At 64.6% G+C, this 15358-nt stretch carries 15 protein-coding genes and 1 pseudogene; 9 read left to right on the top strand and 7 right to left on the bottom strand.

Annotated elements, in window-relative coordinates; all coding sequences use genetic code 11:
* The first annotated feature begins 18 nt into the window (after positions 1 to 18).
* Positions 19 to 3369: a hypothetical protein gene (locus tag ACIA75_RS00400; RefSeq protein ID WP_397098312.1), complete on the top strand. Its 3351-nt coding sequence runs from the start codon at positions 19 to 21 to the stop codon at positions 3367 to 3369.
* A gap of 34 nt (positions 3370 to 3403) precedes the next feature.
* A complete protein-coding gene (locus ACIA75_RS00395) occupies positions 3404 to 3682 on the top strand; it encodes a hypothetical protein (RefSeq protein WP_397098310.1) in 279 nt (92 codons plus the stop codon).
* A 162-nt stretch (positions 3683 to 3844) separates the two neighbouring features.
* Here the strand turns inward: ACIA75_RS00395 and ACIA75_RS00390 are convergent, their stop codons facing one another.
* The gene (locus ACIA75_RS00390; RefSeq protein ID WP_397098308.1) at positions 3845 to 4336 is read right to left on the bottom strand and encodes a 2'-5' RNA ligase family protein; all 492 of its coding nucleotides are present in this window, start codon (positions 4334 to 4336) and stop codon (positions 3845 to 3847) included.
* A gap of 415 nt (positions 4337 to 4751) precedes the next feature.
* Between ACIA75_RS00390 and ACIA75_RS00385 the strand changes: the two genes are divergently transcribed.
* Positions 4752 to 6041 (top strand): hypothetical protein, encoded by a 1290-nt coding sequence (locus tag ACIA75_RS00385; RefSeq protein ID WP_397098306.1) that lies wholly within the window; start codon positions 4752 to 4754, stop codon positions 6039 to 6041.
* On the opposite strand, the gene ACIA75_RS00380 is transcribed toward ACIA75_RS00385, so the two are convergent.
* Positions 6038 to 6940, bottom strand: coding sequence for a phosphotransferase enzyme family protein (locus tag ACIA75_RS00380; RefSeq protein WP_397098304.1), 903 nt, complete (start codon positions 6938 to 6940; stop codon positions 6038 to 6040). The two genes, ACIA75_RS00385 and ACIA75_RS00380, sit on opposite strands and share 4 nt — an antisense overlap.
* Positions 6941 to 7187: 247 nt before the next feature.
* Between ACIA75_RS00380 and ACIA75_RS00375 the strand changes: the two genes are divergently transcribed.
* The 5 genes from ACIA75_RS00375 (at position 7188) to ACIA75_RS00355 (ending at position 9466) form a co-directional block, all read left to right on the top strand.
* On the top strand, positions 7188 to 7388 hold the full coding sequence (locus tag ACIA75_RS00375; protein ID WP_397098302.1) for a hypothetical protein: 201 nt from the start codon (positions 7188 to 7190) through the stop codon (positions 7386 to 7388).
* Positions 7389 to 7408: 20 nt separating this feature from the next.
* Entirely contained in the window at positions 7409 to 7678 is a 270-nt protein-coding gene (locus ACIA75_RS00370) for a hypothetical protein (RefSeq protein WP_397098300.1), read from the top strand.
* Positions 7679 to 7838: 160 nt separating this feature from the next.
* A complete protein-coding gene (locus ACIA75_RS00365) occupies positions 7839 to 8108 on the top strand; it encodes a hypothetical protein (protein ID WP_397098297.1) in 270 nt (89 codons plus the stop codon).
* Positions 8105 to 8497, top strand: a complete 393-nt coding sequence (locus ACIA75_RS00360) for a type II toxin-antitoxin system VapC family toxin (RefSeq protein ID WP_397098295.1) — start codon at positions 8105 to 8107, stop codon at positions 8495 to 8497. The genes ACIA75_RS00365 and ACIA75_RS00360 overlap by 4 nt, the downstream gene beginning before the upstream one ends.
* A 162-nt stretch (positions 8498 to 8659) precedes the next feature.
* The gene (locus tag ACIA75_RS00355; RefSeq protein WP_397098293.1) at positions 8660 to 9466 is read left to right on the top strand and encodes an SAM-dependent methyltransferase; all 807 of its coding nucleotides are present in this window, start codon (positions 8660 to 8662) and stop codon (positions 9464 to 9466) included.
* A gap of 149 nt (positions 9467 to 9615) precedes the next feature.
* Here ACIA75_RS00355 and ACIA75_RS00350 read toward each other — a convergent pair.
* The 3 genes and pseudogenes from ACIA75_RS00350 to ACIA75_RS00340 all read right to left on the bottom strand — a co-directional run bounded on the left by ACIA75_RS00350 (position 9616) and on the right by ACIA75_RS00340 (position 12476).
* Positions 9616 to 10504, bottom strand: a pseudogene (locus ACIA75_RS00350) (D-arabinono-1,4-lactone oxidase).
* Positions 10505 to 10654: 150 nt separating this feature from the next.
* Complete coding sequence (locus tag ACIA75_RS00345) at positions 10655 to 11050, bottom strand: MerR family transcriptional regulator (protein WP_397098291.1); 396 nt, start codon at positions 11048 to 11050, stop codon at positions 10655 to 10657.
* 505 nt (positions 11051 to 11555) lie between these two features.
* Positions 11556 to 12476 (bottom strand): ATP-grasp domain-containing protein, encoded by a 921-nt coding sequence (locus ACIA75_RS00340; protein ID WP_397098289.1) that lies wholly within the window; start codon positions 12474 to 12476, stop codon positions 11556 to 11558.
* A gap of 299 nt (positions 12477 to 12775) precedes the next feature.
* Between ACIA75_RS00340 and ACIA75_RS00335 the strand changes: the two genes are divergently transcribed.
* Positions 12776 to 13180 (top strand): hypothetical protein, encoded by a 405-nt coding sequence (locus tag ACIA75_RS00335; RefSeq protein ID WP_397098287.1) that lies wholly within the window; start codon positions 12776 to 12778, stop codon positions 13178 to 13180.
* 98 nt (positions 13181 to 13278) lie between these two features.
* Here ACIA75_RS00335 and ACIA75_RS00330 read toward each other — a convergent pair whose 3' ends face one another.
* Together ACIA75_RS00330 and ACIA75_RS00325 are read right to left on the bottom strand one after the other, a co-directional pair.
* Positions 13279 to 14658 carry an MFS transporter gene (locus ACIA75_RS00330; protein ID WP_397098285.1) on the bottom strand — a complete coding sequence of 460 codons (1380 nt, stop codon included), beginning with the start codon at positions 14656 to 14658 and terminating at the stop codon, positions 13279 to 13281.
* Positions 14659 to 14881: 223 nt separating this feature from the next.
* Positions 14882 to 15229 (bottom strand): DoxX family protein, encoded by a 348-nt coding sequence (locus ACIA75_RS00325; protein ID WP_397098283.1) that lies wholly within the window; start codon positions 15227 to 15229, stop codon positions 14882 to 14884.
* Between the last annotated feature and the right edge of the window lie 129 nt (positions 15230 to 15358).

Here is a 15358-nt window from a genome sequence, read left to right as displayed (position 1 = left end):
AATGCGCCCTGGTAAGCGATGACGCTCGAAATTCCCAAGGAGATTCCCTCCTGGGTGGTCGCCGTGGTGGCCGGTCCGTGGCCGGAGGGGGATGAGGACGCGTTGCGCCGGCTGGGCGCGGCGTGGAAGGAAATCGGCGATGCGATCACCACGGTGTCGCAGCTGACGGGCGACGCTCGGACAAAGGCCTTGGCGGCGATCGAGGGGGAGACCGGGGAGGCGCTCGATAAACACGGCATCGACCTCGACGGCGATCTGGAACACGCGGCAAACGCCTGCTACGGGCTGTCGGAACAGTGTATGCACAACGCGCTGTCCACCGAGTACAGCAAGTACGTGATCGTCGGGTGCCTGGTGGCGCTGGTCCTCCAGTTGGGCGTAGATGCGTTCGTTCCGGGTGTGGGGCAGGTGCACAGCGCGGCCGCGACGGCGGCGACCCGGTTGACGGTGCGGGCCGCGGTCCGTGAACTGATCGCCCGTCTGGGGACAGAGGGCGCGCGTGCGGCTGCGTCACGGTTGGTGCGCGTGATCGCGTTCAAGGGCGTGACATTGGGCGCGATCCAGGGTGGCGCTATTCCCCTCGTCGCACAGGCGGTGCAGATGTCGGGTCCGGAGAATTACCGCACGGAGATCGACTGGGGTGACGTCGGCTTGGGGGTCGTCTCCGGCGCCGCCGCCGGTGCCGCGGGTGAGTTCTTCGGTGTGCGGACGATGATCGGATTGGAGCGTCGCTTCGCGAACAACGCCACTTCCACGGTGCGGAACAAGCTCACTCAGGTCGGGGTTCGGTTCGCGGGTGCCGGAGTCGGCGGTGTTGCGGGTGCGGTGGCCGGGGTCGTGTCGGTGGTGCCGTTCACCGGCCAGTTGGACATGGGGTGGGACCACCTGTTGCCCGGCTTGGTCGGTGGTGTACTGGGGTCGATGCCACATGCACTGCGCGGACCGGCGGGCCCTGCGATCGGGGCGCCGGTCGGCGGTTCCAAGGGGCCCGCCGGTGAAGGACCGGGTGCGGGAGGCAGGGTAACCGCTTCGCCCGGTGATGACGGGCCGCCGCCTTCTCTGCCTCCCGGGGACGAGGGCGTTGCCGTCGACCGGCCGGGCACGGGCCGGGACGAGGGAGCGCCCGGCGGGCGTAACGACGATCCCTCCGTCACCGCGGCGCAGCCCCGGGGCGAGGGGGACCCGCCCGTCGCGTCGCGAGCGGAGGGGGATGGTCGGGCCGAGGGCGAGGCGCGTCCGGAGACCGCGGCCCGACCCGAAGCGCAGCCGCGGCCGGATACCGAGGTGCGGCCGCGTGCGGAGACCGAGGAGACAGGGGGCCCTCGAACTGAGGAAGGTTCGGCCTCCCGCGAGGAACCCGGCACGGACACAACGGCTCCCGGGCGTCGGGACGAGCCGGTGCCGATGCGAACCGAGGACGAGACGCAACCCGAGAGCGTGGCGCAACCCGAGAACGAGAGGGGTGCGTCGCGTCCGGAGAGTGTGGCGCGGCCCGAGGATGAAGGGAGATCCGACAGTGGGACGCGGCCGGAAACTGTGGTGCGTCCCGAGAGCGAAGGGGACCCAGGAAGTGGGGCGCGTCCGGAGACTGTGGTGCGCCCCGAGAGCGAGCCGCGAGCGGAGACCGAGACGCGATCGGAGGACGGGGTTCGGCCGCGTCCGAACGAAGAAGCAGAAGGGACAGGGAGCCGTCGAACCGACGAGGAGGCCACCACCTCGCGTGGCGAAGACGACACGGCTACACCCATTCCTGCACGCGAGAACGAGGTAGTCCCGCCGCGCGGTCGTGAAAGCGAGGCGACTCCGCCGCGTGCCCGTGAGAGTGAGGCGGCCCCGCCGCGTGGTCGCGATCGTGAGGCCACTTCGCCGCGTGGTCGCGAGGGCGAGCGGACTCCGCCGCGTGCCCGCGACGGCGAGGCGGCCCCGCCGCGTGGTCGTGCGGGCGAGATCACGGCACCTCGTGGCCGAGAAGCGGAAGCTGCAGCGGCGGGCCGTGGTCTCGATGAACCGGCCGCGCGCAATGAGGCGGAGGGAGCGACGACCCCGCGCGAAGCGGACCGTGCGACGGCCCCCCGCGAGGCGGAGGAGGCGACGACCCCCCGCGAAGCGGACGAGGCATCGGGTCGTCGTGCTGCGGACGAAGAAGAAGCCGCTCGTCGTGCTGCGGAGGAAGAAGAAGCAGCACGGCGGGAGGAGGAAGATGATCCGCCCACCGTGCCCACCCGGCGATTGAGCGACGAGGAAGCGGCCCGGATGGCGGCGGGCGAGGAGCCAGGGGCACTGCGAGTCGAAGGTGATTGGACGCAGCGAGAATTCATCCCACCGCTGGAAGGCGTCGGCCAACGCGCGTACACGAAAGATCAAATTGTCGAGATGTGGGAGAACAAAATCGGCCGGAGTATGACTCCGAATGAGATCAGGACACTCGAGCTGGGATGCGTCGGTATTTCGAGTACGTTTGCCGGCCACCCACTGCATCCACCGAACAACCTGATGTTCAGCGATCCTGTCTCCTACCCCCATCAGTTCGAATACGAGAAAATACTCGCGCCGCTGGACCGTTTGAACAGTGATATGAACAATGCGCGGACTTCACTGCGCGAAGTGCGTGAGGCCCTGCGAATAGCGGAGGAGGAACATGGCCTCAACCCGTTGTCTTCCGAGGTCCGCGAGCTGAGAAAGTCGGTGAAAGCCTGGGAGGCGCATGTAGATCAGATCCAGGAGTCGGCGCGTGAAGCGGCAGCGAAGCTGTCGGGAGATCTCTCCATGCTGAAATTTAATCGCGAAATGGCAATGCTGGACCACGGCTTGAACTCTCAAGAACTGGCGCAGAATTACAAGCAGCGTTTCGAAGATATCCTGCATCGCGGGCCAGCGACGCGAGAAGAATTTCTGCAGATGGTGGCGGAGGATTTGAAACTGTCACAGCTGAGAAACGTGGAGCAGTACTTGCCGAGCGGTAAACCCTCCGAGTGGGATGTCGTCATGTTCGCGAAGCACTTCTATTCCGGGCAGGAACACGTCCACGATGCTGCCGGGAATCCGCTCTACCACAACGGCTGGCCGGTCACTCGGGCTACCGACCCGAATCCTGACCTGTTCAGGCCCGATCCGGAAACCGGTCAGGTCGATATGTCGGGCGATCTGTGCTGCCCGAAGGGTCCCGGCATGGGAAACTTCGATTTCGGCCTGTATCTCGAGGATATTGATGCCTGGATCAATGCGAATCATATGGAGTATCCGGACCCGGTGCGGCGGGCAAAGGATCCGATGAAAGCATTTGTGCAGGACAGTATGGGCTTCCATTTCTACGGAGGCTATTATGACAGTGCGGTGATAGGCCTCGCCTTCCGGCGTATCGTACCGTGACAATTAATGCTCTGCGACATGTGGCGAGGTGGAAATGAATTTCGAAGAATATTTGGACGGCCCCGTGACGCTGTTCGGCGTCGCCGAGAATTCGATGAACGGTGCGATGCTCCTCTGCGGCGCGCGCTCGGTCGTCTATATCGACGGACTGCGGGAATGGGACGCCGCCGACGTGACGAAGATGTTCGAGCTGTCCGGCACGTTGGTCACTGAGGGTGATGACGACGAGCTCCATACCGCCGACGGCGCGGTCGGGCACGGTATCGGTCGGCACTATGTGGTGAAAGAGGCCAGCTGGGAACGGCTTTCCTGAGTTACCGAGACTCGCCTTACCGGGTGATGAGGGGGACGCGTGAAACGACCTGCCAAGAGTACGAGCGTTGCCGTCGTCCCAGGAAGACCAGCAGTGCTTCCGTGACTTCCACATCTATCCTCTGAATCGTCTCGTTTGCCCTATCGACCGCCTGCAGGGCGCTCAGCGCTGGTGCGCCATCGAGTTCGCATAGGCAATGCTGATGTGCGGAGGGTGCGGTTTCGGATGTCCGAGCTGCAGCTCGGGGCACGCGGATAATGTTGCTGAGCGCAAAGTGTCCCGAAGGTGGTGCACCGCGTGAGCAGGTGAGACGTTGAGTGATACGGCGCTGGGGACGACGCTCAGTTGATCAATTCCGAGTTCGAACGCCGATTCGCCTCGGCATGCTCGAATTGCGGAGGATATTGTCGAATCGAGTTGATCAGTCGAGATTTCACCTACCGGGGCGATCCTATCGATTGTGAGATGCAAACTGTCCGGTGGTGTCGGATCGTAGAACGGGAAGTCAATCGAATCCTGACAGTGCTTCACCAAGGATCGCAGTTCCGGCGACGCCTCGAACGTCAGGAACCAGTAGTAGCCGAGCGGGCCGAGCGGGCGTTTCCAATGATTCCTGAGCCGCACGCTGCCTCTTTCGCTCGTCGGGTCATTCATCGGCACCCCTGCGCATGCTGACATTTTCGCTTACCCGTCGGCCCCGCCAAGCTCAGTTCTGGCTGCTTGCCATCTTCCCGCTCCACGACTGCGGCGCTCGGAGGGGCGTGGAGAGCCGAACACTGAAAACCATTCGCAGGCCGCAGGTTCGAATCGAGATCTGCGATGGGGCGATGCGATACGATCCGTCTTGGTGGGCGAGGTGTGGGGTTGTGGCTCCTCGTGGGCTCAGGTTTCCTCCGGCGGTGGGCGAAAGGGGTTCTTGTGCAGTGCTCGTGCCGACCTTTCGTTCCATTCGATCAGGGTGTAGCGGGTACTGGTTTTCGATGGCTTCGTTCCAAGCGCTGGTGTCGTGATGGCATTCGGTGATGAGCTCAGGGCTGCGCGACGTGGGCGTGGGTGGTCGTATGGCCGGGTGATCTGGGCATTGAGGGAGGAAGCGCAACGCCAAGGCGTCGGGATAATGACCGATCGGAGCCTGATGACGGCGTTGTCGCGGTGGGAGAACAACCGCAACACGCCGGATCAGTTCTACCGCCGGCTACTCGGAGTTGTGCTCGGGCTGCCCATCGCTGAAGATTTCGCTGTTCGAACGAGCACGTATGAGCAGGATGTCGATCGCGCGATCGAGGCCCTGGATGTTTTGACTCGATGGGATCACGAGGAAAGACCGGTCTTCACCTCGGCAGTCGGCCTCGTAGAGACCGATCGAGTGATCTCGGGATATCTGTTCGCGCGATCCCACGCGGTCGATGATTCGACTCCTGCGCCTACCTCGGTGGCAGGGCAACAGGATTCCGTTGCCGGCCGGATCCGAGTCGCAGTTTCGGCCTTGATGAGCGTTGATTTCGACCAGGGCGGTGGCCGTGTCCGGACCGCGCTGATGCATTACTTTCAGAACAGTGTCATCCCCGAACTCCGCGCCGAGCGCGTGGGTGACCGGCGGCGGGCGGTGTACGGGGCCGGGGCCGAGGTGGCGCAACTGCTGGGATGGTCGGCCTACGATGCTGGACACCAGCCGGTCGCGGCACGATACTTCACGCTCGGTCTCCGACTGGCTGATGAGGCGTCGGACCAGTTGATGGGCGCACGATTGTTGGCCAACTTGTCGCACCAGTACAACTCCATCGGCAATTATCCTCAGGCGCTGACCATGGCCCGCGCCGCGCAGGCAGCCCTTCGCGGTCGTGGCACAGCGAGTGTGGAAACCCTGTGCGTGATGATGGAAGCCCGTGCACTGGCCAACCTGCGCGATGAGCGGGCCGCTTCGCAGGCCATCGGCCACGCGGAGCGCTTGTTCGATCGTCGTAGCGATGACGAGCCGGATTGGATCGGTTATTACGATGCCGCCGAACTCTCCGGCGATATCGCCCATGCGTTCCGCGACCTGGGTGTCGCAACACGGAGTCGTGAATATACGCAGCGTGCGTTGACACCCACGACACCGCGGCGGACACGTGCGTTCATCCAGCTCGTGGATGCCGGCAGTGCCCTGAAATGCGGCGATATCGAAGAAGCTGCGTCCTTGGCGACAGGTGCGCTCGGCAGCGGAGGTGGACTGCAGTCGCAGCGGTACCTGCGCTACTTACAGGGGTTCTGCCGCAGCGTCCCGGATCTCCGGCATCCGGCCATGGCTGAGTTCACCGACATCGTCAGTGCTCGCTATCCGAAGCTACTACGGCCTGGAGAGGCACGTCGTGCCTAGAATCCGCTCCAATTTTCGGTGAATCCGTGGCGAAGAGTACGCATTCTTTTGCTGTATTCATCCGCAATCGCATCCGTATGGCCGACGTTCTGTGCCAGCCATGTGACCATGCGCAACTGCATGACCGAACAGACCGTGGCGAATCCGTCCCATCGCATGAGGTCGTATCCGTATTCTGCGGCGAACCGGGCGTAGGCGGGCGCGGGAAGCATCCCCATTGCGGCCTCGGTGGCAGTTTTCGCGAGATCCCATTCGTGATGGGCCAGGTTCACGGCCTCGAAATCGATGAGGCCCCCGGTCCCGGACGGTGAAACGATCACGTTCTTGATATGAGCGTCACCATGATTGACTCCGGCCGGCAGCACATAGGTCAGATCGTCCAGTTGAGACTCCAGCCGCTTTGTCTCCTCCACGAGAAACTCCTTGTCTCGTTCGGGGATCGGTGCGCAATGGATTCGGTGCTCTACTCGGGCAAGAGGGTGGAGCACCGGAATCTCGATGCCCTTGGGCGCCGGAAGTCGGTGGAGTCTGCCGAGGAGTGCCGCGGTGACCGATGCCTCGTCGCCTGTGGCGGTGCGTCCTGGCAGGTAATGCCAGAAAGTCACCGGGTGACCACCAGTTTCGATCGGTTGTTCGCGGCCGATATCGAATACGCGCGCCGCAGGTACTTCCTCGTCGGCCAGCCACTCGGCCACCGCGATCTCTTTGAGCGCGTCGGCCCGGTAACTCGAGTCGCGCGCTATTCGTACGACGATCGCCGGTCCGGGCAGGTGATACAGGATGTTCTGGCCGAGCCGCAGGAACTGAAGGTCGTCCGCCGGTAACCCAACCTGGCGACAGGCCGTTCTGGCGATCGCTTCCATTACTTCAGGGACGAAGTCCTGGGAGCGATCGGGCACAACTCCAGGTTAGCGGCCGGCGTTTCTGCCACGGTGGGAGCCGGTTCGGTCGCCCGCTGCCAAGGGATGCCAACTTCCGCCGCACTCGTCCGATCGGTTTCATCGAAGTATGCCCCACGTCGAACATTCCCCACGGTCGGTATGCGCGCCAACTATGCGCCACGAGATACCTGCTCTGCCCGTCAGGGCCCCGCACAATCTGGCCATGGCCGCCGCGGTCCGGCTCTGGCAGGCGGGGAGAAAATGGGTGACTGACGACCCCGTGATTCTGCAGCGGCTGGCCGACGGGCTCCGGTCGTTACCCGCTGGCTATCCGGCCACCCATTGCCGGTCCGAGGACCCGATCCGCGGATACGCGCATGCCCATCAAGTGATGGACGTCCACGCCGGGCATCGCTGCCCCCGCTACGAGGCGGCAGCAGCCTATGCGTCGGAGACGCGCCGGTGACTATGTCGAGGAGAGCGGTCGTGCTCTGCCGGACAGATTGCGGTAGCAGCGGGGATGTCGAGCGCCTGTCGCAGGCTCACGACTTCCGGGTGGTGTACACGGTCTACACGGACACCGGGCCGGAGCTCGCCGCGAGAATCGCCGTACAGCACGTGCTCGACCACGGTGCCGAGGTAGTGGTGGTCCCGTACCTGAGCGATCAGGAGGTACGGGAGACGCGCGCGTGGCAGGCGATCATGTGGTTCGCGGACCTGGTGACCGCGACGGGGGTCCTCGAATGCGGATCGTGAATCCGGACTGGATGTGTTGGTTGCCCGAGCAGGTTCATCTGGTGCTGAAACGATCTTCCGGGGCAGGTGAACGGGTACTGGTCGGCGTGCCCACCACCCTCCTTTGCATGCTAAGCTGTGCATGAACTACTGCATGTAATTGTCTGGTGGAGGCTGCACAATGGCGACTGTTCAGGTGCGCGATGTCCCGGATGAAGTTGCCGCGGTGATCGCGGAGAAAGCTAGTGCTGAGCACAAGTCAGTGTCGGCGTATCTGCGGGACCTGATGGCCGCCGACGTGCGGCGGGAGCTGCAGCGGCGGGCTATTGCCGCATGGGATGAGGAATTGGCGCAGACCCAGCAGCGGCTCGGTATCACCGGCCGGGCGGCGGTCTCCGGAGCCGAAGCGGTACGGGAAGTCCGGGATGGTTACGACCGGGGCGAAGAGTGATCGTTGTCGATGCGTCGGTCTGGGTCGATCTGCTGCGCGGTGTGCTGCCACCGGGCTATGGGGAGCGGATCCGCATCGCGGGGTGTGTGGCACCGCCGCATGTGGACTTCGAGGTCGGCTCCGCGCTCATCCGGTTGGCGCGTCGCGGCGAACTGGAGTTCGATCAGGCGCGCGCCTTGATCGCCGCGTTCAGCACCCACCCGGTGGAGCGGATCCGTGAGCCGGGTGATTCGGTTGCCGCGGTGGGCTTGATCGATAACGCCACCTACGCGGACGCCTGGTATATCGCGCTGGCCCAGCGTCTCGCCTATCCGCTGATGACCTTGGACGACGGTATGCGAAAAGCCGCCCGGATCCACGGGGTGGAAGTTATGGGTGCGTCCGGCTGACTGTGGTTCTGCGGCCGTGGTGAGTGATCCCGGCTGAACTCGGTCCGGCCGGGGTGAGAGTGGCCGCATCGGTTCACGATTCGTACAACATGCTGCCCGCGCTGGGATCGGCGATATTGTCGATGGTGTTGTTCTGCTGATGATCTCGGATCGGAGCGTGGTATGTCAGGGAGCCCGTTGGACCTGCGGACCGATAAGCCGCACAGTGCACGGATATACGACTATCTGCTCGGCGGCAAGGACAACTATCCGGCCGACCAGGAAGCGGCGGCCAAGGTGGAGCAGGCTGTTCCGAACGCCCGCAGGGTCGCTCGGGCCAACCGGGAATTCATGCATCGCGCCGCGCGATTCGCGGCGCTGGAGGGGATCGGCCAATTCCTCGATATCGGCACGGGGATTCCGACCGAACCGAATCTGCACCAGGTGGTACAGGAGGTGAATCCGGCCGCGCGGGTGGTATATGTGGACAACGATCCGCTGGTCCTCGCCCATGCGCGGGCACTCATGACCGGCACCGCGGAAGGGCGCACCAGCTATATCAGCGCCGACCTCACCGATCCGGATTCGATTCTGTCCGCGCCCGCGCTGACCGAAACACTCGACCCGGACATACCGACCGCGTTGAGCCTCATCGCGATTGCCCACTTCGTTGCGGGTGACGCAATCTACGACGCTGTGGGCGCCCTTTTGGCATCGCTGGCACCGGGCAGCTACCTGTCGATGACGCATCTCACCGCGGAGATCGACCCGGAAGGTGTCGCGGGTACCGTCGCGACCTACACCCAGAGCGGAATCGAGATGCAGCCCCGCAGTCGAACCGAGGTCGAGCGATTCTTCACCGGCCTGGAATTGGTCGAACCGGGAATCGTGCCCCTGCACCGCTGGCGGCCGAGGATGGAACAACCCGCCGCCCACGACCACACTCTGCCGCTGTACGCGGCCGTCGGCCGCAAGCCGCCGGGTCGGTAGCGCGTTCGTCGATGAGACGGTGCATCATCCGAGAAGTCTTTGCTGTGCCTACCATGATGTCGGGGCAGTCGCGTTGCAGACCGATTGACCGTGCCGCCCCGGCATCAGCAGGAAGACGTCATGTCCGGGTGACACCCAAGCCCTGCGCTCTATGCCGGTGCGTCCTCGATGAGATGGAGCCGCCGGGCAAGGTCGGAGACGAACACCCGCTGTGGGTCGGCTTCGTCGCGGGTCCGGCGCCATTCGTCGAGCCGCGGGTACATGGCTCGGATCATCTGCGGAGTCGTGCGTGAGTCCTTCGCGAAGTAGAGGCGTCCACCCGCGTCGAGAACTCGCTGGTCGAGGTCGTTGCAGAAGTCTGCCAGTCCCGGGGCCACGGCGAAGTCGAGGCTGAGCATGAATCCGGGGTGCGGCCACGACAGTGGCGCGAGGTTGCTCGGTCCCATGCGTTTGAACACGTTGAGGAACGAGCGGTGGCCGGAGTGGGCGATCGCCCGGACCGTTTCGGCCAGTTGTTGTTCGGCGCCGAACGGCATCGAGAACTGGTACTGGAGGAATCCACGCCGGCCGTAGGCCCGGTTCCATTCCCCCAGCATGTCCAGTGGGTGATAGAACTGCGTCAAGTTCTGGATCCTGCCGCGCGCCCGCTTCGGATACACCCGGTAGGCGGCTTCGGCGGCGACGCGGACGGTGAGGTTGTTGACCATTCCGCTCGGGAACACATCCGGCACCGTGAACAGCTGCGGTGCGTCGAATCGCAGCGGGTCCCGGCGCTGTTTTGCCGGTCTCGGGATCTATGTGGTGGATCCGATCGAGGGCTGTCATATCGACGACGACACCGCCGCCGTTCTGCGCCGGATCACCGTAGCTGCGCCCGAGTCCTCGCGCGATCACTCCGCGCGGACCGGCCTCCTTCACTGCCTTGGCCACCGTGTCGATATCGGCTGTCGACACCACATGTGCCACTGACGGCGCGGTGCGGCCCCACCCCGCCAGTTGTCGCTGCTCGATCACCGATCCCCCATGCACTGAAGTCATTCCGTCACCGTAGCGCGGTAGCTCTGACTCGACGCGGTCGTATGGGAACGGCGCCCACTCTCGTGAGCTGCGCGGACAACGTGGCGTGCCGCTAAGCCATATCTTGTCTCGGCCCACACGCCCGGTTGTCATCGATCCGGCAGGGACGGGTCAGTCCTGCTGGGTGAGTCCGGCGTTGATTTCGAGGGCTTCGGCGAGTTGGTCTTCGAGGATGATGATCCGGCACGCGGCTTCCAAGGGGGTGCCCGAATCCATGAGTTCGCGGGCGCGGGCGGCGATCCGCAGCTGGTATCGGGAGTAGCGGCGGTGCCCGCCGGGCGAGCGTTGCGGGGTGATCAGTTTCGCGTCGTCCAGACTGCGCAGGAACGCTTGGGTGGTGCCGAGCAGGTCGGCGGCCCGGCCCATGGTGTAGGCGGGGTAGTCGTCATCGTCGAACTTCTCGTTCGCGGTCGTGGGTTCAGAAATCGTGCAGCCTCCATACGCCGAAGTGCCCCGGCGCCAAAGGCGCCGGGGCACTGAAAGGGGAATTACTTCGTCTTCCGACATGTAACCGAAAAGTCGGAGATCACCCCAACCACATAACTTCGCGGGTGACCCGACGGGCAACGCCTCCCTTCTCCTCACGGTGTTACTGCCTCTTTCCGTGCAACTTCACTTGCTTCCCGAGGGGCGGTCGGACCGTTGTTCCTGCTGGTCCCGCGACCGCGCCCGTCGGTCTTGCCATTCACGGGCAGTTCGTCATCTCCCGTGCCTTCTGGATACTTCCTTCGCTTCCAACAACACAGAAACTACCTCACCTTGCGGGGAATGTCTACTGTCACCGCTACAGAATTTTTCCCGTGGCCGACCAGGGTTGCGGTGGAAGTCTCGAGCACTGTCGAGCGGCTGCACAGTCCATCCGTCCGGGGTTTCTTGCTGTCTATGGCTCAGATCTGCGATACGGCTGCTTCACCGGTATTCATGAGCCGTATATCCACGCCGGTGGTCAGCAAGATCTGAATGTGGTTCCCTGTCCCGGACAGTCAGGCCGACGGAGACCGTCGCGGTGCCCTCACAACTGGCGGCGCAGGGCCGGGGTATCCGCAGAGCGCTGGTGGTCCGGTGCATCGAGTAGCGCCCTGATGATCGGTGTGGGGTCGATACCCGCAGGCAGGTCGGATACCTGTCCGTCGCCGACCTCCACCACCCGCCAGACACTGTCCTCGCGCAACGCGAGATCGGTTGTGATGAAACGGGCGTCCAGTTGCGCGACGCATGTGGCGACGTGGTCCAACAGCGGCGCCGGATATTCCTCGGGGGTATCGGGATGCGCACCGATCAGCAGTGGCTCACCGTCCAGCCACCACACCCTTGCCTCTGCGGCCCGCTGACCGTCGGAGGCGAAGGATTCGAAAGCCCGGAGCACGATGCCACCCGCGAGATAGTTGTCCTGTTCGGCGACGAATGCGGCCACAACGCGGTGCAGGAGGGCGATGTCGGCGCGGTCCGGGATGAAGCAGGCGGTGTCCCAGGCGTGCTTGGCCGATTTGACGTAGTCCTTGACGATTTTCGGTCCGTCACCGAGCGGAGCTGCCAGGGCGGCCAGTGTCGCTGTAGCCGGCACTCGGCCCGGGGGACCGGCCAGCCACCGGCTGGCCGGCGTCACGTGTGCGAAAGTTTCGTACCAGCCGGGCAGTTCATGCGCTATCCGATAGGACTCGGGCCCGATCACCAGTGGTGTTCCGCGGGCCGCGAGGGCGTCGGACAGCGCCGAGTACGCGGGCGAGGGGATCATCCAGCCGCGATACCAGGCCGGGCCGCGGTCGCGGGGAACATTCCGAACCGCCGCCGCGGCATCGCCGGCCAACAGCAGATCATGGTCGATCAACCCCACGCCGCCGTCCAGTTCGCGAGCGATCGCGGTCTCGGCAGCGAAATGGGGATCGGTACGCCGCTGGTTGAGCGGATCAGCGCACGACAGGATGGTGGCCATCGGTACATGTTCCCCGGGCCACCGGTACGGGGAAACCGAATTCTGCGCGGAGACCGGGCAGGCGGTCGAGTCACACCCACCGGCGGATCCGGTCTTTCGCCGGAGCCGACCGGGGTTGGATGGCTGGTCTGCTCGTGGCGCGGGTCCGCGGCGCCGGCAGTTCGTAATGGAGATGACACTGTGGTGTATCTGGAGAACGGTTTCGGGATGGGCTGAGGGCCGTCGATCGGAGGGAGATCCGGTTCCCGCAATAGGCTGGCCGGATGTACGTTCCGTGTTCGGTCTTCCGGCGCACGCCCTTGGAACGTGCGGACCAGCGGCTGGCGTGGGACCGGGCCGATCAATGGTTCTTCGCCGCCGGTGCTTGCCATCTCTTGGCGTACGCGTTTCTCGAAGTGCACCCTGATGGATGGGCACCGGTGGGACTCTGGCCGAAGGGCGGTGCCGATCCCGGTCACGTCTACGTCACCGACGGCACATGGGCTTTCGATCATTGTGGTTGGACTCCGGAAGCCGAGCTGCTCGATATTTCCCGGAAAGCGGAGCCGCACGCTGACTTTGAGCGGCGGATGCTGAACATGGGTCTGGACGAGCTCTGCGCCCGGCACTGGCATCGCACTCGTGCTGAATTCGCTGCCGACCCGTGGCGTCGGGCACATGACTATCTGGAACGACTCTCAGATCCCCGCTGGGCGCGCCGGTGAGTGTCCAGGACAAGGGGAAGGCGCTGGCAGCATTGTGGTGTGGCCGTGCGGGTGGAGCTGAAATCGCTGGAGTTGCCGTGGCGCCCCTGTTCCTCCATTCAGAGCGTGGTCGACGCAGATGTGTCGCGGGCCGCGTCGGCCCGGTCGATATCGGCCAGGTCGAAGCCCTTGGTTTCCCGGGCTACCAGGACCGCGACCGCGGTGACCGCGGCGGCGGCTGCCAGGTAGATGGCGATCGGGACCGGGGAGTCGAAGGTGTCCAGGAGTTTGACCGCTATCACCGGGGCCAGGGAACCCGCGACGATCGAGGTGACCTGGTAGCCGAGGGATACGCCGGAGTAGCGCATCCGGGTGGGGAACATTTCCGCCATGATCGCGGGCTGGGGTGCGTACATGAAGCCGTGGGCGATCAGGCCGAGGATGATCGCCGCGGTGATGATCCAGCCGTTGCCGGTGTCCATCATCGGGAAGGCGATGAAACCCCACAGGCCCGCGCCGATAGTGCCCGCCAGATAGACCGGGCGCCGGCCGACGCGGTCGGTGAGCGCGCCGACCAGCGGGATAACCGCGAAATGGACGGCGTGTGCGGCCAGCAGCCACCACAGGATGTCGTCGGTCGCCATATCGTGCTGGACCTTCAGATACGTGATGGTGAAGGTGACGACCAGGTAGTACATGATGTTCTCGCCGAAGCGCAGGCCCATGGCGGTGAAGACGCCCCGCGGATACCGCTTCAGGACCTCGATCGCGCTGAAGGATGAGGTCCGTACCTGTTCGGCTTCCTTCTGTGCGGCGGTGAAGATCGGCGCGTCGGTCACCTTGGTGCGGATGTAGTAGCCGATCAGAACCACCACGGCCGACAGCCAGAACGCGATCCGCCAGCCCCAGGACAGGAAATCGTCGTCGGACAGGACGGTGGTGAGAACCAGCAGGACGATCGTGGCCAGCAGGTTTCCGCCGGGGACACCGGACTGCGGCCAGCTCGCCCAGAAACCGCGACTCTTGTTCGGGCTGTGCTCGGCGACCAGCAGCACCGCGCCGCCCCATTCGCCACCGACCGCGAAACCCTGCAGGAAACGCAGTACGACCAGGAGGGCCGGCGCCAGGTAGCCGATCTGGCCGTAGGTGGGCAGGCAGCCCATCAGGAAGGTGGCCGCGCCCACCAGGATCAAGCTGAACTGCAGGAGTCGCTTGCGGCCGTACTTGTCACCGAAATGGCCGAAGACGATCCCGCCCAGTGGCCGGGCAGCGAAACCGACCGCATAAGTAAGGAAGGCTTTCAGGATCGCGTCGAGTTCGCTGTCGGACTCCGGAAAGAAAATCTTGCTGAAGACCAGCGTCGCGGCCGTGCCGTACAGGAAGAACTCGTACCACTCCACCACGGTCCCGGCCATGGACGCCGCCACCACCCGCCGCAGACCGCCCCTATCGGGTGGTGAACTCTCGTCGGCTTGTTTCGTCCCGTCCACCACGCTCATTGCCAACTCCTCACACGCGCTGCCCCGCAAACCGGGATAGGGGCCATTCGGAGTATCGCCCGGATGCGGTCGCGGTATCGGCGATTCGGCCGGGTTGGTTCGAGCGCTGCCCGATCAGCGGGAACAGTTGTCCACGGTGATCAACAACCGGTGTGCGCGGATCCCGGTCGCTTGTCCGCCGGGAACATCCGGCGCCTCGCTGCGGCCCGGCCGGTCCGCGGGATTACCGGGCCAGTTGCAGGACCAGGGTCGCGGCCACCGGGATCAGGTACAGCAGCGGGAATACCGCGGTGTTGTACGAGCGGGCGCGCAGGGCGGTCGCGGTGGCGCCCAGGAAATAGAGGATGAGGCCGATGGCCGCGGCGACACCGAGCGGCGGGATTGCGAACCCGGCGATCAACCCCAGCGCTCCGGCCGACTTGGCCAGGGCCAGCCAGTTCCACCACGACCGTGGCACGCCGTACCGTTCGAGCGGTTCGACGACGAACTGCTGTTTCGAGAACAGCGAGTAGCCCGAGAATCCGACCCATACCGCGGTCAGGGTTCCGGCGATGTAATAAGCGACGTTCATCTCACACCATTTCTCTGCGACCGGCCTATCCGGGCCGGTACCTGGTCGACGACGTAAGCCGTCCGGGTGTGACATCGCCGTGGGATCGGGTTCGGCCGGACGCGCCGCGAGGCTTACCCGGTCTGTGAC

This window comes from Nocardia sp. NPDC051750, from assembly GCF_044453135.1.
Lineage (GTDB): Bacteria > Actinomycetota > Actinomycetes > Mycobacteriales > Mycobacteriaceae > Nocardia.
Note: the sequence above shows the minus strand (reverse complement) of the source record. Positions and strands in the feature narration are given on the sequence as shown.

What these genes read in the sequence shown, in the direction of transcription:
- ACIA75_RS00340 (WP_397098289.1), bottom strand. Translation starts at nt 12,476, where the DNA reads ATGGCCACCATCCTGTCGTGCGCTGATCCGCTCAACCAGCGGCGTACC.
- ACIA75_RS00330 (WP_397098285.1), bottom strand. Translation starts at nt 14,658, where the DNA reads ATGAGCGTGGTGGACGGGACGAAACAAGCCGACGAGAGTTCACCACCC.
- ACIA75_RS00355 (WP_397098293.1), top strand. Translation starts at nt 8,660, where the DNA reads ATGTCAGGGAGCCCGTTGGACCTGCGGACCGATAAGCCGCACAGTGCA.
- ACIA75_RS00400 (WP_397098312.1), top strand. Translation starts at nt 19, where the DNA reads ATGACGCTCGAAATTCCCAAGGAGATTCCCTCCTGGGTGGTCGCCGTG.
- ACIA75_RS00365 (WP_397098297.1), top strand. Translation starts at nt 7,839, where the DNA reads ATGGCGACTGTTCAGGTGCGCGATGTCCCGGATGAAGTTGCCGCGGTG.
- ACIA75_RS00345 (WP_397098291.1), bottom strand. Translation starts at nt 11,050, where the DNA reads ATGTCGGAAGACGAAGTAATTCCCCTTTCAGTGCCCCGGCGCCTTTGG.
- ACIA75_RS00325 (WP_397098283.1), bottom strand. Translation starts at nt 15,229, where the DNA reads ATGAACGTCGCTTATTACATCGCCGGAACCCTGACCGCGGTATGGGTC.
- ACIA75_RS00395 (WP_397098310.1), top strand. Translation starts at nt 3,404, where the DNA reads ATGAATTTCGAAGAATATTTGGACGGCCCCGTGACGCTGTTCGGCGTC.
- ACIA75_RS00390 (WP_397098308.1), bottom strand. Translation starts at nt 4,336, where the DNA reads ATGAATGACCCGACGAGCGAAAGAGGCAGCGTGCGGCTCAGGAATCAT.